23 protein-coding genes are annotated in these 26,273 nt (G+C 40.9%); 19 read left to right on the top strand and 4 right to left on the bottom strand.

Annotated features, from left to right (window positions below; all coding sequences use genetic code 11):
• Window positions 1-341 precede the first annotated feature (341 nt).
• Window positions 342-815: a hypothetical protein gene (locus NT010_01755; protein MCX5804780.1), complete on the top strand. Its 474-nt coding sequence runs from the start codon at window positions 342-344 to the stop codon at window positions 813-815.
• Here the strand turns inward: NT010_01755 and NT010_01750 are convergent.
• Complete coding sequence (locus NT010_01750) at window positions 799-3,468, bottom strand: hypothetical protein (protein MCX5804779.1); 2,670 nt, start codon at window positions 3,466-3,468, stop codon at window positions 799-801. The two genes, NT010_01755 and NT010_01750, sit on opposite strands and share 17 nt — an antisense overlap.
• Window positions 3,469-3,573: 105 nt before the next feature.
• Here NT010_01750 and NT010_01745 point away from each other — a divergent pair, with 105 nt between their 5' ends.
• From NT010_01745 to NT010_01710, 8 genes are all read left to right on the top strand, one after another.
• Window positions 3,574-4,704: an MlaE family lipid ABC transporter permease subunit gene (locus tag NT010_01745; GenBank protein MCX5804778.1), complete on the top strand. Its 1,131-nt coding sequence runs from the start codon at window positions 3,574-3,576 to the stop codon at window positions 4,702-4,704.
• Window positions 4,705-4,748: 44 nt separating this feature from the next.
• The gene (locus NT010_01740; protein MCX5804777.1) at window positions 4,749-5,537 is read left to right on the top strand and encodes an ATP-binding cassette domain-containing protein; all 789 of its coding nucleotides are present in this window, start codon (window positions 4,749-4,751) and stop codon (window positions 5,535-5,537) included.
• Entirely contained in the window at window positions 5,538-6,461 is a 924-nt protein-coding gene (locus NT010_01735) for an MlaD family protein (protein MCX5804776.1), read from the top strand.
• A 21-nt stretch (window positions 6,462-6,482) separates the two neighbouring features.
• Complete coding sequence (locus NT010_01730) at window positions 6,483-7,199, top strand: ABC-type transport auxiliary lipoprotein family protein (GenBank protein MCX5804775.1); 717 nt, start codon at window positions 6,483-6,485, stop codon at window positions 7,197-7,199.
• Between the two features lie 10 nt (window positions 7,200-7,209).
• Window positions 7,210-7,950, top strand: a complete 741-nt coding sequence (locus NT010_01725; protein ID MCX5804774.1) for a HAMP domain-containing sensor histidine kinase — start codon at window positions 7,210-7,212, stop codon at window positions 7,948-7,950.
• Window positions 7,951-7,981: 31 nt separating this feature from the next.
• Window positions 7,982-8,446, top strand: coding sequence for a response regulator (locus NT010_01720; protein MCX5804773.1), 465 nt, complete (start codon window positions 7,982-7,984; stop codon window positions 8,444-8,446).
• Window positions 8,447-8,506: 60 nt separating this feature from the next.
• On the top strand, window positions 8,507-8,629 hold the full coding sequence (locus NT010_01715; protein ID MCX5804772.1) for a hypothetical protein: 123 nt from the start codon (window positions 8,507-8,509) through the stop codon (window positions 8,627-8,629).
• A 95-nt stretch (window positions 8,630-8,724) separates the two neighbouring features.
• Window positions 8,725-9,219, top strand: coding sequence for a response regulator (locus NT010_01710; GenBank protein ID MCX5804771.1), 495 nt, complete (start codon window positions 8,725-8,727; stop codon window positions 9,217-9,219).
• A gap of 37 nt (window positions 9,220-9,256) precedes the next feature.
• Here NT010_01710 and NT010_01705 read toward each other — a convergent pair whose 3' ends face one another.
• On the bottom strand, window positions 9,257-9,976 hold the full coding sequence (locus tag NT010_01705; GenBank protein ID MCX5804770.1) for a queuosine precursor transporter: 720 nt from the start codon (window positions 9,974-9,976) through the stop codon (window positions 9,257-9,259).
• Between the two features lie 245 nt (window positions 9,977-10,221).
• On the opposite strand from NT010_01705, the gene NT010_01700 reads away from it, so the two are divergent.
• From NT010_01700 to NT010_01655, 10 genes are all read left to right on the top strand, one after another.
• Window positions 10,222-10,707 carry a phosphatidylglycerophosphatase A gene (locus tag NT010_01700; GenBank protein MCX5804769.1) on the top strand — a complete coding sequence of 162 codons (486 nt, stop codon included), beginning with the start codon at window positions 10,222-10,224 and terminating at the stop codon, window positions 10,705-10,707.
• Between the two features lie 32 nt (window positions 10,708-10,739).
• Window positions 10,740-11,219, top strand: a complete 480-nt coding sequence (locus NT010_01695; GenBank protein ID MCX5804768.1) for a CinA family protein — start codon at window positions 10,740-10,742, stop codon at window positions 11,217-11,219.
• On the top strand, window positions 11,216-11,755 hold the full coding sequence (thpR, locus tag NT010_01690; GenBank protein ID MCX5804767.1) for an RNA 2',3'-cyclic phosphodiesterase: 540 nt from the start codon (window positions 11,216-11,218) through the stop codon (window positions 11,753-11,755). The genes NT010_01695 and thpR overlap by 4 nt, the downstream gene beginning before the upstream one ends.
• A 144-nt stretch (window positions 11,756-11,899) precedes the next feature.
• Window positions 11,900-12,907 (top strand): recombinase RecA, encoded by a 1,008-nt coding sequence (recA, locus tag NT010_01685; GenBank protein MCX5804766.1) that lies wholly within the window; start codon window positions 11,900-11,902, stop codon window positions 12,905-12,907.
• On the top strand, window positions 12,904-15,534 hold the full coding sequence (alaS, locus tag NT010_01680; protein ID MCX5804765.1) for an alanine--tRNA ligase: 2,631 nt from the start codon (window positions 12,904-12,906) through the stop codon (window positions 15,532-15,534). Before recA ends, alaS begins: the two co-directional genes overlap by 4 nt.
• A complete protein-coding gene (locus NT010_01675) occupies window positions 15,531-16,202 on the top strand; it encodes a Crp/Fnr family transcriptional regulator (protein MCX5804764.1) in 672 nt (223 codons plus the stop codon). The genes alaS and NT010_01675 overlap by 4 nt, the downstream gene beginning before the upstream one ends.
• Before the next feature lie 56 nt (window positions 16,203-16,258).
• Window positions 16,259-17,560: a TolC family protein gene (locus tag NT010_01670; protein ID MCX5804763.1), complete on the top strand. Its 1,302-nt coding sequence runs from the start codon at window positions 16,259-16,261 to the stop codon at window positions 17,558-17,560.
• Complete coding sequence (locus NT010_01665) at window positions 17,560-18,720, top strand: efflux RND transporter periplasmic adaptor subunit (GenBank protein ID MCX5804762.1); 1,161 nt, start codon at window positions 17,560-17,562, stop codon at window positions 18,718-18,720. Before NT010_01670 ends, NT010_01665 begins: the two co-directional genes overlap by 1 nt.
• A gap of 12 nt (window positions 18,721-18,732) precedes the next feature.
• Window positions 18,733-21,843, top strand: coding sequence for an efflux RND transporter permease subunit (locus NT010_01660; protein MCX5804761.1), 3,111 nt, complete (start codon window positions 18,733-18,735; stop codon window positions 21,841-21,843).
• Window positions 21,844-22,432: 589 nt separating this feature from the next.
• Window positions 22,433-23,467, top strand: a complete 1,035-nt coding sequence (locus NT010_01655; GenBank protein MCX5804760.1) for a zinc-dependent alcohol dehydrogenase family protein — start codon at window positions 22,433-22,435, stop codon at window positions 23,465-23,467.
• A gap of 74 nt (window positions 23,468-23,541) precedes the next feature.
• Here NT010_01655 and NT010_01650 read toward each other — a convergent pair whose 3' ends face one another.
• On the bottom strand, window positions 23,542-25,179 hold the full coding sequence (locus NT010_01650; protein ID MCX5804759.1) for a response regulator: 1,638 nt from the start codon (window positions 25,177-25,179) through the stop codon (window positions 23,542-23,544).
• 166 nt (window positions 25,180-25,345) lie between these two features.
• Entirely contained in the window at window positions 25,346-26,233 is an 888-nt protein-coding gene (locus NT010_01645; GenBank protein ID MCX5804758.1) for a phosphoribosylaminoimidazolesuccinocarboxamide synthase, read from the bottom strand.
• Between the last annotated feature and the right edge of the window lie 40 nt (window positions 26,234-26,273).

The following is a 26,273-nucleotide window of genomic DNA, read 5'->3' as shown; positions in this document are numbered from 1 at the left end:
GGCTGTAAAATTAAACTGATACTTTGATTAATGGGAATACATGTTACATACAGGCAGGTGGAAAAAATCACCGAGCATAAAACATTTGTTTTATGCTCACCTTTTTGCTACTATGTAAATAGTCAATTTTATTGACTTATTGTTTCAGTATTTAAGGGTGTTTTCTGTTTATCTTATGGAAACACAAATAAAATGCGGTTATATATGCAAGGTATCGATTGATAAACAACCGGTCGGTATACAACCAGCGAGTTCCGTGAGTTTGTAGTATGTCTATACTCTACACTACACACGGAATACATTAAGAAAAATATCTGTGATTAACAGGAGGATATATACCCATGTGGAACTGGAAACTGATGCATGAAGATAAAGAGATTGTTTGTTACTGTGATATAGACAGCATAAACGATCCGGTAGAGGACGAAGATGGTTTTTACAGTTCAGTAGAGTGCTATCGGGCAATACCCGAAAGAGTCGCGGCATGGATGTCTATTTTCTTTAAAAATAAGAAAGAAATCAGGCATTACGTTGAGCAAAGGGGAAAAGCAGGTCTTGCGGTGGAAGGTTACAAGGATTTTAATAATATTCTTTGTCTTATCGATATAGATTCTGAAAAAATGCTGTACAGAGTGATTCCGGCTATAGATTATGATGACAAAAACAATGAACTGGGCCAAGCAAAAGTTTTAGACATTGAGGGCCAAACCCTGCTTAAAGGTATGAAAGGAGACTGGTCTCCTATACAACCTGGAAAAACACATAAGGCCATACAGGCCCTATTTAAATTTGTATACACTAATCATCGCGTATGATTTTCTTGATTGTGAGGAGAAGCGATATACCTATACTTACGATAGTGCCGATAATTAAAAATGTTTTTTGATAAAACCATACGCTGTTGGACTCGGTGGCATCAATTCTTGTTATGGCAGGCATAATGACCGGAACTGCAAAAATACCTATCAAAAGAACAATTGAGAGAAGAACGGCGCTTTTCTTCACAAATATGGAGAAATTAATTAGAAATTGCTGAATGATATCGAGCCTTTTAAGACTAAGCTCTAAATTGTTTAACTCTGCAGAAAGCTCTTCAGAAAATGTTTCAAATTCAGTAAACTGTTCCTCAGGTAGAAATTTCATATTGTTTAAGATCTGATCTATTTCCTTACCGGCATGCGCTAACTGCTTCCGGCAGGAATTTATAAGTCGCGGGTAATGGTAGCGTTTGACAAAAACCATATGCCGTTCAATCCGGCCGTTAAGTTGAGAAAGCTGTTCGGAAAGGTCTTTCTTTCGCTCTTTTATGTGGTTTTTACATATCGTGATGATGGAATTGCTGTAAAATATGATGTCCATATAACTGAAATAACTGTCTGACTCAAGCATATTTTTTGTTTTCAACAAAAACGATTGGGTTTCCATAATTCCGTGCTTATCAAGCATTTTTTTTGATTTATTAATCTCTTCCTCTGCTGCCTGGAAAATAGATTTTGCATTCTCTCTTGCTGCATTATAGAGTACCGACAACTGAGGATTTATTATATCGCTGTAAGGCGCAAGATCAGGATCAATTAAAGCATATATAAAGTATACCCTGTTGTATTGAATAAGTTTTATAAGTCTCTGAATGGCCGACTTTTCTTTGTTTTGATAAAATCTCAATACAACATCCAGGTATACAGCATCATTGCAACCTGGGTTCAGCAATAAGATATTATTAATCTTTTTTTGGGCATCGTCATAGTCGCCATTAAATATATAGATACGTGAAAGTAAAAGGAGTAGAAATATTTTTTGCGCGTTAGAGGCGGCATAAAGAAGTGCTTTGTTAAAACAGCGTTCCGCCTTCAGAAGATCATTTTTTTCCATTTGAAGATATCCTGTCGCACAATATATCCGATAATCTTCAGGATCACTTTTCAGTTCTTTATTGAGGATTGATTCTGCCCTGTTCAGGTCCGAAACGCGCAAGGAGTCCTGGGCAAGCCATGCCATGCCCCCATCGCTCTCTCCCTTGCTTTCTTTTATCTTGTTCCATTCTTCCTTTGTAGTGTCCCATATGGTCCTGAAAAACCGGAGTTGAAAAACCCTTTTGAGCTCGAAGAATCCAAGGTGTGCCATTATAACAGATTTACTCGAATACTTATCGTCGCTGCGTATAGGTATATCAAAATTAGTCCCATCAGCAATGAGGTATTTAAAAAAGAGTTCGTTTATTTCCTCAATAGAAAGATACCCCAAGCCTTCCAGGGCGTTAGTAATTTCCGGCAGCTTCTTAGAAGGGCAATCGACAGGCTGGTGGCTTTTGCCTCCACAATAATAACATGGCAAAAATTCTCCCTGTACAATTTTTTGTCTATACAGAAACAGAGTGGAATGGTCTTTCTGTCCTTTCTCATTGGAAGTAACTTTGTAAAAAACCCGGTTTGAAGGTCCTTTCAGCATTGAAGTTGTTGAAAAATCAATATATTTTTTGATTAACTCATAGGCATCAGAGGAAATATAAATTTCCCCGGGGTTAATATCCTCCCAATTGCCACCTATAGCTTGATCTTTTATTTTATCTTTTGACAAAAAAGAACTGGCATCGATAATTATTTGAACAGGGATAAAAGTGTCTTTATTTTTTTCTAAAAACATTTCTTTTAAGAATTGCAATATTCTTTCCGCTACGATATAAGCAAACGAGCTTTCTTTCATGGTTAATAAGATGGATTTATCTGCAAGGAACTGTTCTTCTTTTTTCTCCTGTTTCCAGAATCTGCCTTTCCCCTCAAGTAAGCCATCCCATATCTCATTGAAATCATCTTCGCATAGTTTCCATAGTGGCTTCAAAAATAACATTGTATCGATTACAGGGTTAAGCTCAACATCATTATCCCAGACAACCTTATAGGCAATCAGGCCGGTTGGCATGTTCATTTTATTACTGCCGGTTATTAATTCAAAGTGGACTAAGGGTATGTGTTTAGTAAGTTCATACACTTCCTGTGATATATAAATCTGACCACCATTAGACATATTTGTCAGCTTCGAAGCAACATTCACAACATCCCCGTAAATGTCTTTTTCTTCTACAATTACATTCCCATAATGTATGCCTATTCTCACATGTACCTTATCCTGCTCGTTTTTCCCATTATTGTAAATGTAGAATTGCTGCTGCATTTTTATTGCCGATTTAAATGCCTCTATGGGACTGATAAAAGAAGCCATTACAGAATCGCCTAAAGCCTTAATTAGTTTACCGCCATATTCATTGATTATAGGCGTAGCAATTTCGTAGTGATCCTGCAACATTGTCCTGCCGGCTTTGTCTCCGTATTTTTTAAAATAATCTGTTGAACCGACCAAATCCGTAAAGAGTACAGCTATGTTTTTTATCGGCTCATCAGTATACAACTCAAATAAGGATGGCAAATCCATGTGAAAAGTTTTTTCTTTTGTCGGGGCATACAAATCCATATCTATCCATAAACATTATCGCCGGATTCTGTTCCGCCTTTAGGAAAAATCTCCCTTTTATCAAAAATATTCCTATTTCCCGTGCAGTATGATATAGATAAACTTATGTTACAGGAATGTTCTATCCCCTCTTATCGGGAGGGAAGAAATGGTGAAGCCACCATTTCTTTATCAGGGCATATATCAATAGACAGTATCGGGAGTATACTGAACGAGATTATGCCTTTCCTTGATGAAAAACTTCCTACAAGGCTTGTAATAGACCTCGCACATGTCGATTATCTGGATAGTTCAGGTGCACTCATGCTTATTGAGATGGAAGAGAAGGTTAAGGCAAAATCGATACCCTTTGAGTTAATCAACATATCCGATAAAACAAAAGAGATGTTGTCTCTGATCAACCGTGATGCCCTGAGGACAACGCCGCTTATCAGTGAAAAGAGGACAACGGGCATCATCGAAAAAATCGGTGAGGAAAGTATTCTTTTTTATAATGATATCATAGAGGTAATAACATTCGGGGGACAGCTTGTTTTAGAAATTATCTATTGTATACTTCATCCTCGCTCGGTCAGATGGGGAGATGTAATACTTTACATGAAAAAAATCGGCGTTGACGGACTCCCTATAATAGGTCTTATAAGCTTTCTACTCGGCCTTATTCTTGCGTTTATGTCTGCGCTGCAACTCAAACAGTTCGGCGCCAATATATATGTACCTGCCCTTTTGAGTGTTGCAATGGTACGGGAACTTGGGCCCATAATGACAGCAATACTCGTGGCCGGCAGGTCAGGTTCTGCCTTTGCCGCAGAGATCGGCACCATGAAAGTAAACGAAGAGGTGGATGCCCTCATTACAATGGGCTTTAATCCTACAAGATTCCTGGCTATACCGAAAGTTTTTGCTTCCGTTGTAGTTCTCCCTTTTCTCACCATGTTTGCAGATGTTTTTGCCATTGCAGGGGGCTTGTTAATCGGAATTATGGTGCTTGACCTTACAGTCTACACATATATAAATCAAACAATAAAAGCAATAGATTTGTTTAATATTGTTATGAGCATTATTAAGTCCATGGTTCTTGCAATACTTATAGCCGGCATTGGCTGTCAGAGAGGATTTACAGTAAGAGGCGGGGCTCAGGGTGTAGGGAATGCCACAACTTCTGCAGTTGTAGCAGGCCTGTTTCTCATAATTGTGGTTGATTCGATTTTTGCAATAGTGTTGAATTATATATGATACCAGATATAGACATACAGAAATCAGGATATGGGAATCAGGATATGGGATTTGGAACACAGGCCCAGGCCCCGATCATACGCGTTGAACGTCTCAGGGCAGGTTTCGGGACAAACACTGTTCTTGAAGATGTAAGCTTTGAGGTCTCCACGGGAGAAATTTTCATTATTCTGGGCGGGAGTGGGTGTGGAAAATCAACACTACTGAAACACATGATCGGGCTGCACGAACCTGTTTCTGGAAGAGTATTTATAAATGGGATTGACATAACCATTGCCGAAGATAAGGAAATAATGCAGCTGAGAAGAGAAACAGGGGTTCTATTTCAATCGAGCGCACTTTTTGGTTCTATGACACTGTATGAGAATGTAGCGCTCCCGCTGCAGGAATTTGCTCATCTTCCCCGGGAATTGATAGATCTTATTGTCAAGATGAAGTTGGGCTTGGTAGGGCTTGAAGGGTACGAAAATCACCTTCCGTCGGAATTATCGGGCGGCATGAAGAAAAGAGCAGGCATTGCAAGAGCTATGGTATTAGACCCCAACGTACTCTTTTTTGACGAACCTTCTGCCGGGCTTGACCCTGTTACCTCAGCCGAGCTTGACATGCTGATAAAGAACATCAATAAAGGAATCGGTACAACAATGGTTATTGTAACCCATGAGCTTGAATCTATTTTTAGCATTGCACACAGAATTATTATGCTTGATAAAACTAAAAAAGGTATAATAGCAGAAGGCAATCCCTGGGACCTGAAGGAACACTCCACAGATCCCAGAGTGAAAACGTTTTTTAACAGACAGGTAATGGAACACAAAAATAAAGGGATGTAAATGGCAAGGAAGAAACCTGTTTTCACTGTCGGTATTTTTATTATTGTAGGCATCATTGTGGGTGTAAGCGGAGTAGTATGGGTAGGTGCTTCTAAATATTTTCAGAAAGGCTCTATTTATGTGACGTACTTTGATGAGTCGGTTCAAGGATTACAGATTGATTCAAAGGTCAAATACCAGGGTGTGGATATAGGCTGGGTAACAAAGATAGGGGTTGCGCCGGACAACAAGCTTGTCGAAGTAACTATGAAGATTAATTTTAAGGGCGACCTGGAACATAATTCTGTTGCAAAGCTTGAAATGGCAGGCATAACAGGTATGGTTTTCGTCGGGCTAGAAAGATTTAAGGCCACACAGGTAAAATTAACACCGAGAATAGATTTTAAAACTGATTATCCGGTGATACCTTCAATGCCTTCGGAGATCCAGCAGATATTTATCGGTATACATTCAGTAGTTGAAAAGGCAAAGCAAATTGATTTCAGAGGTATCTCAGACCAGATTAAAGATACTTCAAAAGCCATAGAGAACTTAGTAAACGATAACAGAATGAAAAATTTCATGTCGAGCATGACAAATGTTGCTGCCAATCTCGAGAAAGCATCCGGTAGGATTGCTGATATGATGGAAAAAGGTGGTAAAATAGACGATATTCTTATTGAAGCAAGGAGTGCTATTTCCGATGCAAAGAAAGTAATTTCCAAGGTAGACGGAGAAATAGAAGCAATGAAAATTTCAGAAACCGCCGGGAAAGCAAACCAGTTAATAAATAACATGGCAAGAAAGACTCAGGAGATATCTACTGAGATTCAGGCTACCAGCGAAAACTTAAGACGTGCTTCGGAAACTCTCGAGAACCTGCTGGACAGATTGCAGGCTGATCCGTCGGAAATAATTTTCAGCAATCCGCCATCGGGGAAGTAAGAAGGATGACAAGGTGAAGTGATGGAAAAAGAAGAAAGGCTGGCCATGAAAAAAAATACTATTGGCGGCCTCGGGAAAATTGGCATACTTTTGTTGTTTGTGCTTATTATTGCAGGTTGTTTTTCAAGGTCGAAACCGGCCTATACTATAGATCGCTATATGTTCGAGTATACACCGCCTGCTATTGGGGGTCTTATCGCTCTAGCCGAATCGATAAAGGTCGAGCTATTTTTCGTGAATCAGTCTTTCAATACCCGGTCAATGGTTTATAAACCGCATCCATTTAAATTTATGACATACAATTACAGCCAGTGGAGAGTTAATCCTGCCGATATGGTAACAGACTATCTTCTCCGCGATCTACGTAATACCAATATATTTCAGGCAGTTTTTTCTCATCACGACATAGAAAAAACCAGATTTATCATTGAAGGTCAGATAGAAGACTTTTTAGAAACAGCCGATAAGAATGATGTGAATGCAATTCTTTCCGTAAATATTACATTGCTCGATACTTACCGGAAAGAGATTAACAAAAGGATTGTATTTCAAAAACAGTATAAGTTTCAGGAAAAGATCAGAGAGCACGCACCCGAAGAATTTGCAAAAGGGATGAGCATTAACATGTCGCGACTTTCAGAACAATTAGTAAAGGATTTCCACAAAGCGATTATGGCTGCAACTGACCTGGCAAGCTCCGGTCAACCCGGCATCAAGCCGGATACTACAACGAGATAAGGCAACAACAATGAAAAGAAAGGAACTTTTAGTAGATTTATTGATCCATGACCTGACGGGACCATTATCAATAGCATCAACAAACATCAACAACCTTATCAACAAAAAAGACAGGTATGGCCCTGTTACAGAGCGTCAGGCAACAACTTTGAATATGGCTTTACGGAACATAAATAAGGCACAGACTATTCTAAACGAAATGATAGAGGTTTACCGTTCGGAAGAAGGTTTGTTCAAAAAAGATTTTTGTTTGATGCAGGATGTTCTCAGGGGCGCTCTTATCGAAGCAATGGATCTGACTAACCCGAACATTGCAGAAAAATTATCCGGCGAAGAGAACTATGATAAATTCCTTAAGATTCTTGAGGATAACGGGGTTAATATCGATATTGCAGGGAAATATAACACATCTTCTTTCTGTCATGACAGGAAGAAGATCCAGCAGATATTGAAAAATATTTTTACTAATGCCCTGAAATATCGCCGGGAAAAGATTTTAATATCGATAAGTGGTGATACAGATATTATCATATCAGTTGAAGATGACGGAGCCGGAATACCAAAGGAAAAACAGGATGATATTTTTAAGCGTTTTTCACGCTCGGAAGATAAAGAACCTAACAACCTTAGAGGTCTCGGATTCGGCCTTTCATGTGTAAAAACTATTGTCGAAACAATGAGCGGAACCATTACACTATCAAGCAAGGAAGGAGGGGGATCGTGTTTTACAATACGGATTCCATCTCTTTAGAATAAAAAAAACAAATAAGGAGGAATATTTTATGACTGAATCAATTTTAAACGGTAAATCGATACTTGCAGTTGATGATGAGCCTGATGTTTTGACGGTTCTCGAAGAAGAGATTATGGATGCCTGCCCGCAATGCAAATTAGATAAGGCTACCACATATGAAGAGGCGCTAAAAAAGCTGGAATCCAATCATTACGACCTTGTCATTCTTGATATTATGGGGGTCAACGGTTTTATACTTCTTAATATTGCTGTGAAGAAAAATTTAAAAGTTGTAATGCTTACCGCCCGTGCATTGAGTGCCGATGCCTTGAAACAATCATATGAAAAAGGAGCCCGGGCGTACCTGCCAAAGCAAAAACTCGGAGAAATGGTTCCTTATCTTGAAGACGTGCTGAAATATGAATTTGAACCCGGTTGGAAAAGACTCTATGAAAAAATGCATGATTTCTTTACAGAAAAATTCGGGGCAGATTGGAAAAGTAAACAGGATTAAACGTCGCTAATGGGTAAAAAGTTCCTCTTATCATATCCATTGAAAATGATGGGGGCAGGAATGTCACAGGAAAAACAGGATGACATTTTTGAGCGTTTTACCTGCTTGGAAGACATAGGGCATAACAACATGAAAGGTCTCAGATTCGGTCTTTCATGTGTAAAAACATTGTGGAAACAATGAACGGGATTATTGTATTGTCAAGCAAGAGGGGGGCCGTGTTTTACAATACGGATTCCATCTCTTTAGAATAAAAAACAAATAAGGAGGAATATTTTATGGCTGAGTCAATTTTAAACGGTAAATCAATACTTGCAGTTGATGATGAGCCTGATGTTTTGACGATTCTCGAAGAAGAGATTGTAGATGCCTGCCCGCAATGCAGCTTTGATAAAGCCATCACATATGAAGATGCGGCAGAGAAGCTGGAATCTAATCATTACGACGTTGTTATCCTTGATATTATGGGGGTCAACGGTTTTAGTCTTCTTGATATTGCTGTAAAGAAAAATTTAAAAGTTGTAATGCTTACTGCCCGCGCATTGAGTCCCGATGCCTTGAAACAATCACATGAAAAAGGGGCCCGGGCTTACCTGCCGAAAGAGAAGCTCGGGGAAATAGTGCCTTTCCTTGAAGACGTGCTGAAATATGAATTCGAAACCGGATGGACAAAACTCTTTGAAAAATTACATGGTTTTTTTACAGAAAAATTTGAATCAGATTGGGAAAAAAAGACAGGACTGAACTGGCGTGAATGGGGAAAGTCCTCTTGAATGTAATAACATAGATTAACAGTTGTTTGTTCTTTTGCTAAAGGGGATTGCGTCGTCCGTTTGAATCTATGATTAAGAACGGGTTGAACCGTGTATCATAGTCATAGTAGTCAATACCTTCGCGGCATTTAAGGAACCGTACTATCTGATAAGTCGCAGGTGTTAATACAGCTTCATATGCTGACTTTACAAGCCATTGGGTTACAACGGCATTCACAAGCCCTGATACAGGAATGACTCCTGCAAATGCGAGCACTATAAATACCAGAGAATCCAGCCCTTGCCCGATAAGTGTCGAACCGATAGTCCGGGTCCACAGCCATTTACCTTTTGTTGCACACTTCATTTTTGCAAGCACGTAGGAGTTTGCAAACTCTCCTATCAGATAAGCAATAAAAGATGCAACCAGCAATCGCGGCGTATAACCCAGGATACGTTCATACGCAACCTGCCCATCCCAGAATGAAGCTGCAGGCATAATCTGTCCAAGCCAGATAGCAACTACCGAAAAGAGGTTGCATAAAAAACCCAGCCAGATTACACGGCGGGCCATCTGGTAACCATATACCTCGGTGAGTACATCGCCGAAAATGTAACTTATCGGGAAAATGATTATAGCTGCAGGCATGACAAGACCGAATATGTTTATCAGTTTTACAGCAGTAATATTAGATGTGATAAGGCAAGCCGTAAACATAACTGCAACCAGCACAAACCAGAAAGAATATCCTGTATCCGTAGTCTTTTTCTCAGACATGTGTATCAAATTAGCTCAACAGTAAGGATAATTCAATGAAAAAATATGCAATTCACGACACTCAATCGCAGGAGGATACCCGTATTTGCCCATTACCTTAATAAAAGAATCTGTTTAAATACAACTCCTGAAGATGATATAAGAATCTCGAACCGGTTGATGGAAAAAATGGAATCTGCCATAGATTGCATGTTATATTACAAATATAAATTATTCAAATCTTTATAGATTAAAGGACTATGAATTTGGAAATCATTAATAATAAGGTGCCGTTATCTAAATTGGCAAACAATTTTTTGCTTTTCATCGTTACTTGCGGGTTCATTGGTTATCTGCCTGGTGCACCTGGGACATATGCATCAATTCTCGGATGTTTTATTTTATATTTCTTTACTTTCAGTTCTGTTTTCGGAAACATAATCTTTGTTTGCTGCCTGACCGTGTGCTCAATTGTTTGTATCAATCTTCTGAAATACGACGATGATGATCCTTCCTATATATCAATAGATGAGCTTGTGGGCATGTTTGTTACTATGGCTGGGCATAAGATAAACCTCTTGAACATCATTAGCGGTTTTATTCTCTTCAGGTTTTTTGATATAATAAAACCGTTCCCCATACGGCATGTTGAGCGTTTTAAAAAAGGTTATGGTATTGTTGCCGATGATGTGCTTGCCGGTATTTTTGCAAACCTGCTTATGTATTTAGGATACATGATTTTTAAATCATAAGGAGAATAATTTAACATAGTTAGTGACTTATGATGAAGCTGGAAGAGAAAATTGGATTGATATTAAAAAAAAGCAACTTTAAGGTTGCCACAGCCGAATCGTGCACCGGCGGGCTTGTTGCGAACAGGATTACCAATATAAGCGGTGCATCAGAATACTTTGAAGCTGGTTTTATAACATACAGCAACCGTGCAAAAACACTTTTTCTTGCTGTTCCGGAAGAAGCTATTATGAAAAACGGCGCTGTGAGCCATGACGTTGCTTTGCTGATGGCAGAAGGTGTAAGACGGGCAACAGAAACGGACATAGGACTTTCCGTAACAGGCATTGCAGGCCCCACAGGTGGCACGCTTGAAAAACCTGTTGGAACTGTTTATATTGGCATCTCCTCTAAAACCGGGAACTTTGTGCGTCACTTTCGATTCAACGGAGACAGAGAGGAGATAAAAAAACAGACTTCCGATGCTGCATTGATGTTTGTGCTTGATTTTCTTGAGGGTAGGCTAATATGAGGGCATTTTTAGCAATTGAGATTTCTGATGATGTTAAAAAGTACCTTAAAACCGTAATAAAATCTATGGCTCCACACATTGACGGGGTAAAATGGGTAAATGAGGCAGGCCAGCATATAACGCTTAAATTCTTTGGCGAAATTGAAGAAAAAAAGGCATGGCAGATAAAAGAGTCAATGTTGTACATAGAGGAGAAATATAGCCCGTTTGATGTAACAATACGAGGCATCGACGCTTTCCCGGACAGGAGGAGAGCACGGGTTATCGTCATCACGTTAGAAAATGGGGTTGACAACATAATAAACATATACAATTATATAGAGGAAAGTATTTTGACTCTCGGTATTGAAAAAGAAAAAAGACCGTTTACTCCGCATATCACATTGGGGAGGAAGAAAATATCTGCACCCTTGCCTGATAAGGTGATTAAAGACTTAGAAAGGATAAGCTTTGTTGCAGGTTCCGTAGTACTTTTCAAGAGTACGCTGAGGCCGGAAGGCGCACTGTATACACCGGTATGGGAATTAAAGCTATGAGGCTGTAAAGAATAATCGGTAAAACAAAACCGTTAAAGGCACGAGACACTTTGAGTGTTCTTATGAATAAAGCAAAATGATATCCGGTCAATCCCACCAAATACGTGATGGACGCATGACCGAAACAAAGGGAGGTATTAAGAGGTGAAAGAAGAAGAAAACAAGACAAGGGCAATAGATATGGCAGTATCTCATATCGAGAAGCTTTTCGGTAAGGGCTCCATTATGAAGCTGGGAGAAAAACCCATTGAAGCAGTGCCTGTCATACCCACAGGTTCTATTGCATTGGATGTCGCACTTGGAGTGGGCGGCCTGCCAAGGGGCAGAGTCATCGAAATATTCGGCCCGGAGGCATCCGGCAAAACAACACTCGCCTTACAGGTTGTGGGGGAAATACAGAAAATTGGGGGAGCAGCGGCATTTATTGACGCAGAACATGCACTGGATGTTGCTTATGCAAAAAAGATAGGTGTAAAAACTGACGAACTCCTTATTTCTCAACCGGATACCGGCGAACAAGCTCTTGAAATTACGGAGATTCTTGTAAGGAGCGGGGGCATCGATATTGTTGTAATTGACTCTGTTGCCGCCCTTGTGCCAAAGGCAGAGATCGAGGGGGATATGGGCGACGCCCATATGGGTTTGCAGGCACGGCTTATGTCCCAGGCATTGCGGAAACTCACCGCAACTATAAGTAAATCAATGACTACCGTCATATTTATAAATCAGATCAGGCAGAAAATAGGGATAATGTTCGGAAACCCTGAGACCACAACAGGTGGAAACGCATTGAAATTTTATTCTTCTGTAAGGCTTGATATAAGGAGAATAGCCTCCATTAAAGACGGTCAGGAGGTTGTCGGGAGCAGGACAAGGGTAAAAGTTGTAAAGAATAAAGTTGCCCCGCCTTTTAAAGAAGCTGAGTTCGATATTATATTCGGGCAGGGCATATCAAGAGAAGGAGATCTGGTCGACCTTGGTGTTGAGGCAGGTATTGTTGAAAAGAGCGGAACATGGTATTCATACGGAGACTTACGGATTGGACAGGGCAGAGAAAATGCCAAGGATTACTTGAAAAAGCACGAAGAGGCAGCTAACGAGATTTATGGAAGGATACTTGCCTATTACGAATTAAAGAAGGGTGAAGCGTGACATCAAAGGAAATACGGAAGAAGTTTTTAGATTATTTTTCATCAAATGGCCATACTGTTGTGCCAAGTTCATCTCTGGTGCCGGACAAGGACCCCACACTCCTGTTCGTCAACGCCGGCATGGTACAGTTCAAAAATACATTTCTCGGGATTGAAAAAAGACCATACAGCACTGCAACCACATGCCAGAAGTGCGTGCGTGCCGGCGGCAAGCATAATGATCTTGAGAACGTGGGGAAGACGTTGCGGCACCACACCTTTTTCGAAATGCTTGGGAATTTCTCTTTCGGTGATTATTTCAAAAAAGAGGCTGCAGCCTATGCATGGGAATTTCTAAAAGGTGTTCTCAATCTTGATGAGAGCAAAATGTGGATTACGGTATACGAAAAAGACGATGATGCCCCAAAGTTCTGGAAAGATATCGGGGTCAGAGAAGATAGAATAGTCAGGCTTGGTGAAAAAGACAATTTCTGGTCTATGGGGGATGAAGGCCCCTGTGGTCCCTGCTCGGAGATTATCTATGATCTTGGCGAAGGAGTGGGTTGCGGAAAGCCCTCATGCAAGGTGGGCTGCGATTGCGACAGGTATCTTGAGATCTGGAATCTTGTATTCATGGAATTCGACAGGGCAAAGGACGGCTCGATGAAGAAATTACCCCGTCCCTCCATAGATACAGGTATGGGCCTTGAAAGAATTTGTTCGGTACTCCAGGGGAAGACTAGTAATTATGAAACAGACCTGTTCAGTCCTATTCTTGCAAAGATCGGAGATATTGCAGGATGTGCATATGGCAATGATAAAAAGACGGATATTGCCATGAGGGTTATAGCAGACCACATAAGAGGCGCAACCTTTATAATAAACGACGGGGTCATGCCTTCAAAAGACGGCAGAGGCTACGTTCTGAGAAGGATTATACGTCGGGCATTAAGGTACGGCAAAAAAATCGGTATAGAAAAAGAATTTCTCCACAAACTTTCCGCATCTGTTGTAGATATGATGGAGGATGTATACCCTGAAATCAAAGGCAACCATTCTTACATAGTACGTGTCCTGAAGGGCGAAGAAGAGAGGTTTATTGAAACCTTGAGTATAGGCATGAGGGTATATGAAGAGATTGCCGATGAAATAAAATCAAAAGGCGGGCACGTCATACCCGGTGATCTTGTCTATAAACTCTACGACACACATGGTTTTCCCATAGATATTACAAAAGAGATAGCAGAGGAAGACGGCCTTTCTGTTGATATGTCAGGCTTTGAACAGGCACTCAGAGAACAAAAGCAAAGATCAAGGACCGGCTCAAAAATAAAGGGCGAGACTATTGACGAAATATACTCTTCAATATTGAAAACAGATACAAAAAACATCTTTGTCGGATATGAAAGTCTTGAGGCAGACAGCACAATTTTAAATATTGTGAAGGAACAGGGTATAGTCAAAGAACTTTGTGAAGGCGAGGAAGGAAGGATGTTTTTCGATATAACACCTTTTTATGCCCAGAGCGGTGGTCAGGTTGAGGATGAGGGGACTATTGAAACATCTGCCGGAAAAGCAAGGGTTATAGACGTTGAAAAGATAAAGGAAGACCTTTTTTCGCATAAAGTTGTAGTTGAAGGCGGAGTGCTAAGGAAGGGCGATAAAGCTCGCTTATCGGTTGACAAAAACAGGCGCAAATCTGTGGCAAGAAACCATACTTCTACTCACCTCCTCCAGTATGCATTGAGGCAGGTATTGGGGACACATGTAAAACAGTCAGGCTCCCTTGTGGAAAAGGACAGACTAAGATTCGATTTTACCCATTTTCAGCCCATAAGCAATGAAGAAATTGCACAGGTTGAAGACATAGTTAACAAAAAAATCATGGAATGCTCAGATGTCGTTACCGACATTAAAACACGGGATGATGCGATAAGGGAAGGCGCAACTGCCTTATTTGAGGAAAAATACGGTCAAAACGTACGGGTTGTCGGAATAGCCGATTTCAGCAAAGAACTTTGCGGTGGAACCCATGTGCACAATACCGGAGAAATAGGCAGTTTTTCCATTATGAGCGAAGGCTCTCTTGCGTCCGGTGTAAGGAGAATAGAGGCAGTTACCGGAGAGGCAGCGGTTGCACTCAACAGGGAAAGGAAGGGTACTATCAATGCAATTGCCGAGGTATCCAATATAGAATCTGCAAAGGTCCTGAAGAGAGTTGAAGACATCCTAGAAGAACTGCGGGAAAAAGAAAAAGAAATTGAAAATCTGAAAAATGCAATCATCATATACAGGGTCGATGAGGCATTGCAACATGCCTACGAGAAAGACGGGGTGAGGATTATATCTATCTTTGCTGAAAACGCAAAGGCAGATGATCTGCGGAAGATGACCGATATAATCAGGAGCAAGGCAAAAAGCTGTATTGCGCTCGTAGGAACAAAAGATGAAACCAAAGGAATGCTTGTCGTTGCAGTAAGCAAAGACATTCAGAACATCTACAATGCTGGAAAAATTGTAAAAAAACTTTCAGAAAAGTATAATGGAAAAGGCGGCGGCGGGGCTCAGATTGCACAGGGCGGCGTTCCTGCTGAGGTAATTGCTGATGCAATAAAAGACATACAGGCGGTGATGGACAGCCGGACATGAAGCAATATATCGACAACATAAAGACTGTTAACCTCTTCTCTGCATTACAAGATAACGAGATAGAGGCAATCTCCAGGATAACAACGCTTAAAAACTGCCCTAAAGGTTATTTGGTCTTTCAGGAGGGGGAAGAAGGAGACGCCCTGTACATTGTTGTTAACGGCAAGGTGAAGGTATTAATCTATGATGATGAAGGCAGGGAATATATACTTTATATAATTGGAAAAGACGGTTTTTTCGGAGAACTTTCCCTTATTGATGAACTGCCGAGGTCTGCAAACATTATGACTATTGAAGATTCAACATTTTTAGTCATAAGGAAGGTTGAATTCTCAAAACTACTGATAGATAATCCCACAATTACCATAAGTATATTGAAAACCATGTCAAAAAGATTGAGGGCTGCAGATGAAAGGATCAGAGGACTTGCCTTTTTAAACGTTGAGGGGAGAATTCTGAAATACCTCATAGATTTTGGCGAGAGAACAGGTGTTAAAATAAAAAATTATCTTATTATAGAAAAAGGCCCTTCACAGGTTGAAATAGCCATATCATGCGGATGCGCGCGCGAGACTGTTTCGAGAATGATAAAGAATCTTGTCGAAAAAGGTATCCTCAGTGTTGTAAAGAAACGTTACACCATACAACTCCCGCAAACACCCTCCTAACATCTTAAAAAGCTTGACAAAATAGCCCCTTTTAAATATTATGTGGAAATCGGACTATGAACAAAGCCAATGTATTCCTGATAATCCTCGTTTTTATCATACCTTTTTCTGTATACGCTGATGAACCGCTGATCAAAAAAGGTGAACAGTTAAATATTGAAAAGTGCTTAGAAATAGCCCTGAAAGTTCAACCTGCACTTATGCGTGACAGGTATACAGTCATGCAAAAAGAAGCGCTCCTTGGCCAGACAAAATCGTCTTACTATCCGAAAATTGATGTATCTGCCGGGGTTACACGCAACTTTATTGAAAAACAGACAAATGATCCGATTTTCAAGGGCTCATACCCTTACAATGCATATAATCAAAATAACGGAACTGCCTCCCTTAACCAGATGATCTATGACTTCGGCAGAACACCATCAGAAGTAAAGACAAGAAAGTTTGATCTTGAATCATCCAAGTTTGATCTTGATAACACCACAATCACGGTATCGAACAATGTAAGAACAGCTTATTATGAAGTATTAAGGACAAAAAAATCAAGGGACGTAAATCTTGAAGCAGTTGACCAGAACAGACAACATCTCGAGCAGGCAAGAATACTTTTTACAGCCGGGAAAAAACCAAAGTACGATGTAACAAAAGCTGAACTGGATTTGAGCAATGCCGGACTTAAATTGATTACCGCCGAAAATGATCTGAAGATTGCACAGGTCAAGCTCAACAACGCCATGGGTATTGATGAAACATCGTTTTATAGCATTGAAGACACTCTCTCCTTTCTGGAGTATAACATAACCCTTGAAGATGCGCTTAACAGGGCTTATCAGAACAGGTCGGACTTTAAGTCTCTCATGGCTCAGAAAAACTCTGCCTCAATGGCTGTCAAGCGGTCGCAAAAAGATTACTTGCCAAGTATAAACGGTAAAGCGGCATATAACTTTATAGGAAGCGAATATCCTCTCGGACGGGGTTGGAATGCCGGTGTGGCATTAACGATGAATATTTTTGAAGGCAATTTGACCAGAAATAAGGTTGATGAATCGATTGCAAAGGAGCGGTCTATCGAAGCAAGTATAGAGTCTAAACGGCTTGATATACTGCTTGAAGTAAAACAGGCATATTTAAACCTGTTAAAGGCCAAAGATGCCATTGCCAATACTGAGATACAGGTAAAACAGGCAACGGAAAATCTTGAGATTGCAAAACTCAGATATAGCGCCGGAATTGCAGACCCCCTTGAAGTAACAGATGCCACCGTCTCTTACAGTCAGGCAAAGTTGGCCAATATTGGCGCGCTCTATGATTACAAGATTGCTCAGGCAAACATTGAAAAAGCCATGGGGAATAAATAATGAAAAACAAAAAAGTCACAATAATTGTCGTTGTTATTGTTTTAATTATCATCGGTTACTTTGTTTTATCTAAAAAGAAACCAGAGCCGCCGGCACAATATGCAGTACCTGTCCTTGCAGGAAAGGCTGTGCAGAAAACAATGCCTGTAATAGTCGAAGCAATCGGGTCAGTTGAAGCATATAACAGCGTCACCGTCTATTCCCGTGTAGTGGGGCAACTTCAAAAAATCCATTTTAGGGAAGGGCAGGACGTTCAAAAGGGTGATTTAATTTTTACGTTAGATCCGGCACCATTTAATGAAAAACTCAGAAACACAGAGGCAAAACTTGCGCAGGATACAGCGCAACTAAAATATAACGAAACAGAGGCAAAACGCTATGCCTTCCTCATGGAAAAAGGGGCCGTATCCAAGTCTGACTTCGAAAGCAAACAAACACTTGCAGCTACCCAGGAATCAATCGTCATCTCAGATAAAGCCGATGTGGACAATGCCCGTCTTAATGTAAGTTTCTGTTATATTCGCGCTCCCTTTACCGGCAGAACCGGGGTTTACATTGTCAATGAAGGTACAATGATAAAAGATAACGACACAAAACTTGCAGTTATTAACCAGATAACTCCCATATATGTAAAATTTTCCGTTGCCGAGAAACAGCTTCCCGATATAAGGAAATATATGTCGTCAAATAAACTGAAAGTAAGGGCATCCACACCTGGCTTTCAGGACAGAACACAGGAAGGTATTTTATCGTTTATCGACAATACTATAGACCCCGCAACAGGCATGATCGTCCTTAAGGCAGGTTTCGCCAACAAGGATAAGTTCCTCTGGCCGGGACAGTTCGTAAACATAGTCCTTCAACTTACCGAGGAACCTAATGCAATCGTAGTGCCTTCTGCTGCTGTTCAGATAAGCCAGAACGGATCATACATGTTTGTCGTAAAACCTGACAAAAAAGTAGAATACCGCCTTGTCACAGTTTCCAGAACTATCGGCAACGAAGCAGTCCTGACCAAGGGTGTTGTTGCAGGAGAAACCGTTGTTACAGACGGCCAGTTGAAGCTTCGGGATGGGTTTCCTGTAGAAATCAGGGATTCTCTGGCTCCGCCGACATCCGGCGCACCTGCCAAGCCTGTTGACGCAGCTAATAAAAAATAAAGGCATTTATAAGTGAATCTTTCAGAAATATGGATAAAAAGACCGGTCATGACCATTCTGGTCATGTTCGGCATACTTTTTTTCGGTATCTTAAGCTATATGGCGCTACCGATTAACAACCTTCCGGCCACAGACTTTCCGACTATACAGGTTTCCGCTTCATTGCCAGGGGCAAGCCCCGAGACCATGGCATCATCCATTGCCAAGCCTCTGGAAAAATCCTTTTCAAGCATAGCAGGGTTGACATCCATGTCATCACAGAGTTTTCAGGGGTCTACCACTATCATCCTTCAGTTTACACTTGACCGCAACATTGACAATTGCGCTCAGGATGTTAGCGCCAAGATCAGTGCTGCTCAGGGCGATCTGCCACAGAATATGCCGAGCCCGCCCACCTATGATAAAGTGAACCCCTCTGACGAGCCAATTATTTATTTTGCCCTTACTTCAGAAACAATGCCCCTGAATAAGCTGAATGATTACGCGGAGAACATACTGGCACAAAATTTCTCAACAGTAAACGGCGTGTCACAGGTCATCGTATACGGACGGAAATATGCGGTCCGTATACAGGTAAATCCGAAACTTCTTGCCAATAAGGGGATCGGAATAAACGATGTGGAGAATGCAGTAAAAAAGAGCAATGTTAACCTTCCTGGTGGAACGCTGGATGGTCAATTTCAGTCCTTTACTATCGACTCCAACGGCCAGCTTATGGCTGCCGAACCATATCGGCAGATGATTGTGGGATATAACAAAGGCAACCCTGTCAGGATTAAAGATATAGGTGATGCTGTTGACGGTGTTGAAAGAGACAAACAGTTTGCTGCATGGTACGGGACAAGGGATAAATGTCAATATGCCATCGTACTTGCTATTAAAAAACAACCAGGTGCCAATGCGGTAAAGGTATCCGAAGGTATTAAAGAGGTTATCCCCAAGCTTAAAAAAATGATACCTGAATCAATAGAGTGGCATACTATTTATGATTCTTCGGAGTATATTGAGGAATCCATTTCGGATGTTCAGTTTACTCTTATCCTGACCATTTTTATCGTTCTTATCGTCATATTTCTCTTTCTGAGGTCCTTTAGATCTACAATAATACCAAACATTGCCATTCCCCTTTCGATTATTGCCACCTTTTCCGCAATGGATCTCATGGGTTACAGCCTTAACAACCTGTCACTCATGGCCCTTGTCCTTGCAGTGGGCCTTGTCGTGGATGACGCTATCGTCATGCTTGAAAATGTTGTCCGGCGCATGGAAATGGGCGAAGATGCTATGACAGCATCGTTGAACGGCTCCAAAGAGATCGGTTTCACAATCATTTCAATGACGCTCTCTCTTGTAGTTGTATTTATTCCCATTCTTTTGATGCCCGGCCTCATCGGCAGACTTTTCCGTGAGTTTGCGGTAAGCATTGCCGTGTCAATTTTGCTTTCAGGTTTTATATCAATTACTTTAACCCCCATGCTGTGCAGCCGGCTTTTGAAGGGTTTTTCCGAAAAAAAGGAGGAGGGGAAATTTTATCAGAGCATCGAGCATATAATCAACATGGGAACCGCGCATTACGGTTCGACCTTGAAGTTTGTTCTTGGCCATCGGCTTATGACGCTTGTATTTACCGTTCTTATTTTGCTCGGCACGGGCTTTATGTTTATGAAAATTCCGAAGGGGTTTCTGCCAAGTCAGGACCAGAATTTTTATATGGCCTATATTCAGGCGGCAGACAGGATTTCCTTTGACGACATGGTAAAACATCAGACAGCAGCAAACGAGATAGTACAAAAAGACCCTGATATTGATACGTTTGTATCTATTGCAGGATTAAATACATACAGTCAGGGCATTATTTTCGTTGACACAAAAAATCTAAAAGAACGAAAGAGATCGATAGACCAGATTGTTGATGATATCCGGCCCAAGCTGAACAATATTCCAGGATTATTTGCCTTCCCTCAGAACCCTCCACCCATCCAGATAGGGGCTGGTAAATCCCTTGCCCAGTATCAGCTTACCCTTCAGGGTTCGGATCTTAATGAACTTTACCGTTTTGCAGGGATTTTTGAAACAAGAATGAAGGTTCTTCCGGGCATGACAGATGTTAATACAGATGTAAAATTAAACAACCCGAAGATATATATCAACGTTGACAGAGATAAGGCTGCAACTCTCGGACTTTCCCTCGATCAGATACAGAACGCTTTTTTCTCAGCCTACGCGTCACGCAAAATATCAACCATATATGCGGCGCTTAATGAATATTACGTTATACTTGAAGTTCAGCCTGAGTTCAAGCAGGATCCGAATGCACTTTCCTACCTGTATATTCAAACCAGCGCCGGAAAGCTCGTGCCCTTAAGCACTGTTGCAAGTCTCGTACAGACAACAGGCCCTACAAGCGTTAACCACACGGGCCAGCTCACATCAGCAACAGTTTCCTTTAACCTGAAACCCGGATATTCCATCGGCAACGCCGTTGAATCGGCAAAAAAAATAGCCGCTGATGTAAATCTGCCAACAGGTTTGTCATACAGCTTTCAGGGGTCAGCAGACGAGTTTCAGAAGTCTTTCGGAAGCATGGGCTTTTTATTAGCTATCACCATTCTTATACTTTACATGATCCTCGGCATTCTCTATGAAAGCTTTATACATCCCATTACCATATTGACAGCCCTCCCTCTTGCAGGGTTCGGCGCCATACTTACACTGTTTATTTTCGGCAGGGACCTTGACATGTACGGTATGGTGGGTATTATACTACTCATCGGCATCGTGAAGAAAAACGGTATTATGATGGTTGACTTCGCCCTTGAGGCTGAAAGAACTGAGGGGTTAAGCTCCGAAGACTCTATCCATAAGGCTTGCCTGATCCGCTTCCGCCCGATTATGATGACCACACTGGCAGCGCTTTTTGGCTCCATGCCTCTTGCGCTCGGCATCGGCGCAGGAGGAGATGCCCGCCAACCAATGGGACTTGCTGTTGTGGGCGGCCTTTTATTCTCACAACTTATGACACTTTACGTAACACCGGTTTTTTATGTCTATTTTGACAAATTAAATAAGCGGCTCACTGATAAACATAAAAACTCTGCAAAAGTAGTGATAATCTCGAAATAAATTAACGATTTAACCCCCATCCTCCCAACAGCCTTCAGATCGCCGTGGCCTGCAATGCCGACCACAAGGGTTGCAAAGACTATCGGGACAATGATCGTTTTAACGAGTCGTATGAATATGGCGCTGAGTGGTTCCATCTGCGCACCAATACCAGGGAAACACCCTCCTATAAACAATCCCTGCAAACATGCCGATAAATATAAGATGCGTCTGTGCTATTCTTCTGCCTTTTATCAAAGAAACACCTCCGGATTATATATGCTCAAAAACTAAACTCATTTGAAAAAAGGCAATTAAATTTAAAAATATTAAGTAGATACGATTAAACAAAAAAACTGTAAGGAAAAAATGAGTTGAAAATAATATAATGAAATATTCTGATAACAAAAAACAAAAAAGATCCTGAATCTTTAAGGCTTGTATTATGACCGCCCTGCCTGCAATCATATCAGTAGTAAGATCCAAAAAGCTTTCACAGCAAGCTGCCAGGAATTTACCCGCAGCTACTAAAAACTTCGTTGACCCTTGAATATCATGGTGATAGAGTATTGTTATTCACGGTGCAACTCACTACAGGAAGGTTAATAATATGAAAGCAATGGTATTGAACAAAACCTGCAAAATCAGTGAGGACCCACATCCCCTTGAACTTACAGATTTACCTATTCCTGTCCCGAAAGAAGATGAAGTCCTTATTAAGGTTTCTACCTGCGGTGTCTGCCATACAGAACTTGACGAGATTGAGGGAAGAACACCTCCACCCAGGCTTCCTATTATTCTCGGACACCAGATTGTGGGAAGGATAGAAAAAACAGGCAAAAAGGTGAAGAAACTAAAGAAGGGCGACAGGGTGGGCGTCGGATGGATTCATTCTGCATGTGGAACTTGCAGGTTCTGTCTTGAAGGCAATGAAAATCTTTGCACTCATTTTGAAGCCACAGGCAGGGATATTAACGGCGGATACGCCGAATACGCCGTTGTTCCGGAAAATTTCTCCTATTTGATACCCAGTCCATTCTCTGACATGGAAGCAGCACCGCTTTTATGTGCCGGTGCTATAGGTTACCGGTCGATACGGCATACAGAAATGAAAGACGGTGATAATCTCGGTCTTATCGGATTCGGCGCATCTGCTCATATTGTTCTGCAGATGGCACAATACAGGTTTCCACATTCCAAGTTTTTTGTTTTCGCACGCAGCGACGGGGAACGTGCCTTTGCACAAGAACTCGGCGCTCAATGGACAGGAGATATTGAAGACGACCCCCCGGAAAGTCTCAATTGCGCCATTGATACAACGCCGGTCTGGAAACCTATTCTTGAAGGATTAAGGCATCTTGAGAGGGGCGGCAGGCTCGTCATAAATGCCATACGGAAGGAGGAAATAGACAAGCAAACCCTTCTTGAGCTTGATTATCCGGGTCATCTATGGCTTGAAAAAGAGATTAAAAGCGTTGCTAATGTAGCAGGCAGGGACATAAGCGAATTTCTCGAGCTGGCGGCAAAAATACCTATAAAACCGGAAGTACAGGAATACGGGCTTGAAGACGCTAATAAAGCCCTCGTGGAACTTAAAGAAAGAAAAATCCGCGGAGCAAAAGTGTTAAGGATTTCCAAAGAATAATGTTTCTCCGGAAAATTTTACCGGATATTATAAAGATGATGATCCCTATATTTATTAATGCTTTTGCAGGATGTCTATTTGTTCAGCACTTTCCTTATCTTATTCAGCAGATCATACGATGATAACGGTTTATTAATAAAGTCTACAGTCTTATCATGAACTCCCTTATCAATAACTACTTCCCTGGTATAACCGCTGGTAAAGAGCACCTTAATATCAGGATTAATCTTTTTTATCTCCTCGTAAGCTTCTTTTCCGTTCTTTTTGGGCATAATAATGTCAAAGAAAAGGAGGTCTATATTATCTTTATATTCCATAAATTTCTTGATAGCATCTTCTCCGTCTACGGCTTCTATGACAGTATACCCTGCCATGTCGAGCATCGTAGTAGTAATATTCCGCAATTCGGTATCATCTTCAGCTACCAGGATTGTCTCTGAGCCACCATCAATTTCCAGGATTTCGGGCTTCTCTTCTTCAGTAGTTTTTATTGCCGGTATATATATGAAAAAAGTTGTACCTACGTCCAGGTCGCTATATGTATCAATAAACCCATTATGCTGCTTGATAATACCGTATGCTACTGAAAGGCCAAGCCCCGTACCCTTACCGACCTCTTTTGTCGTAAAAAAGGGATCAAATATCTGCTCCTTCGTCGTTTTATCCATTCCAATACCGGTATCTTTTATTGATATCAAGGCGTACTCGCCCTGCTCTGAGCATCCGTGCATTTGCAGAAATTCAATATCCGGTTTTACCCTCTTTGTTTCGATAATAAATTTTCCACCTCTTGGCATAGCGTCACGTGCGTTTGAGGCAAGATTCATCAATACCTGGTCTATCTGCATTTTATCGGCCATAACAGATACATCTGGATCTTCGAGCATTATTTCCAGCTCTATATCTTCCGTTAAGAGTCTTCTTAACATTTTTTCCAATGATCTTATAAGAGTATTGATCTTTTGGGGCTTAAGTTCCACTGCCTTTTTTCTGCTGAAGGCCAGCAAGCTCTGGGTAAGGGCAGCAGCTTTTTCCGATGATGCAAGTATATTTTCCGCATACTTTCTTCTCGGATCATCTTTGTCAATTTTTATTTTTAATATTTCCCCGTATCCCATAATAGCGGAAATAATATTATTAAAGTCATGGGCAATTCCGCCGGCAAGCTGAACGATTGACTCTATTTTTTGTGCATGGAAGAGCTGTGTTTGTAATTTTTCTTTTTCTTCTTTTGCCTGTTTCTGTCTGGTTATATCTGTAAGAACATTGATGCCGTAATCGTTCAGATATGTTGTCCTGAATTCTATATACTTTGTCTGCCCATCCTTGCAGGTAATGACAAACTCGCGATCGACACTTTTGCCTTCTCCGGATAATCTGTCTATCTTCCATGCTTCAATTACTTTTTCCCTGTATGATGGATCAGGATGTGCTTTCTCGAGCCAATCCCTTCCGCAATCAACATCCTGAAGTGTATAACCGGTGATATTGGTAAATTCCGGGTTGAGGTACTTATATTTCCCGGCTTTATCAACCATTACAATGCCGACGGGCTGATGTTCGAGGATGGTAAAAAGGATTTTTCTCTCATTCTTGAGGGTTTTTTTTGTCAGCTTACTGTCTGTGTCTGCCTTTTTAGATTTACCAATACGTTGGCGTAATTTAGATAATTCTTTGATAAGTTGTTCTTTGCTTTTGTCTTTATCTTCCATAACATACACTTCCAGAAACATTTACTACAAAAAAATCATACAATACTTTAAAAATTATTTCTTCCCCACATTACATTAAAAAAATCTTTTGTTCTTCAACAGAAGAGAAAACTATGCAAAACTACGGGGCACTTAAGACAAAAAGCCACATTCAACAATCAATACTTCATAATCCTTGTCCTGTCAATATCCGGAGTATCTCTGTGTACCTTGCCATTGTTTTTTGAACAACCTCAGGGGGTAGTTCCGGTCCGGGATATGTCTTGTCCCAGTCGAGGGTATTAAGATAATCCCTGACAATCTGTTTATCAAAACTATCCTGAGGCTTTCCCGGCTGATAATCCTTTATCGACCAGAACCTTGATGAGTCAGGAGTCAACATCTCATCTATAACTATCATTTCCCCGTCCAGCATACCGAATTCGAACTTCGTGTCTGCTATGATGATGCCCCTTTCTTCTGCAATTTTACATGCTTTCTCATATATGTTTATACTTGTATCCATTAGTTTTTTTGCCAGCGTTGAACCTATCAAATCAGCCGTTTCATTATAAGTTACACTCATATCATGGCCTTCTTCAGCCTTTGTTGTTGGTGTAAAAATTGGTGCTTTCAGTTTTGATGATTCCCGGAGGCCTCTGTCCAAAGATATTCCGCAAATATTTCCTTTTTCCTGATAATCCTTCCAGCCGGAGCCTGCAAGGTATCCTCTGACCACACATTCGATCGGCAATACCTTGGTTTTCTTTACAATCATGCTCCTGTCCCTCAACTGACTATCATATTTTTTTAACGGTTCGGGATATTTCCCCACATCCGTCTCTAATATATGGTTCGCGATAACATCTTCCATTTCTTTAAACCAGAACTCGGAAAGCTTTGTTAAAACCTTACCTTTATCCGGGATGCCTGTAGGCAAGACCACATCGAAGGCAGATAACCTGTCGGTAGCAACAATTAAAAGTTTATCGCCAAGATCGTACACATCCCTTACTTTTCCCTTCTTTGGGGTACCTATCTCAGGAAAGTTGGTTTCTCTTAAAGTTTTATTCATAATCATAAACCTTCCTTTTTAATTTCTTTATGTTGTGAAA

The organism is Pseudomonadota bacterium, from assembly GCA_026388275.1.
In the GTDB taxonomy this organism is placed as follows: Bacteria; Desulfobacterota; Syntrophorhabdia; order Syntrophorhabdales; family Syntrophorhabdaceae; genus JAPLKB01.
This window is presented reverse-complemented; position numbering and strand designations above follow the sequence as displayed.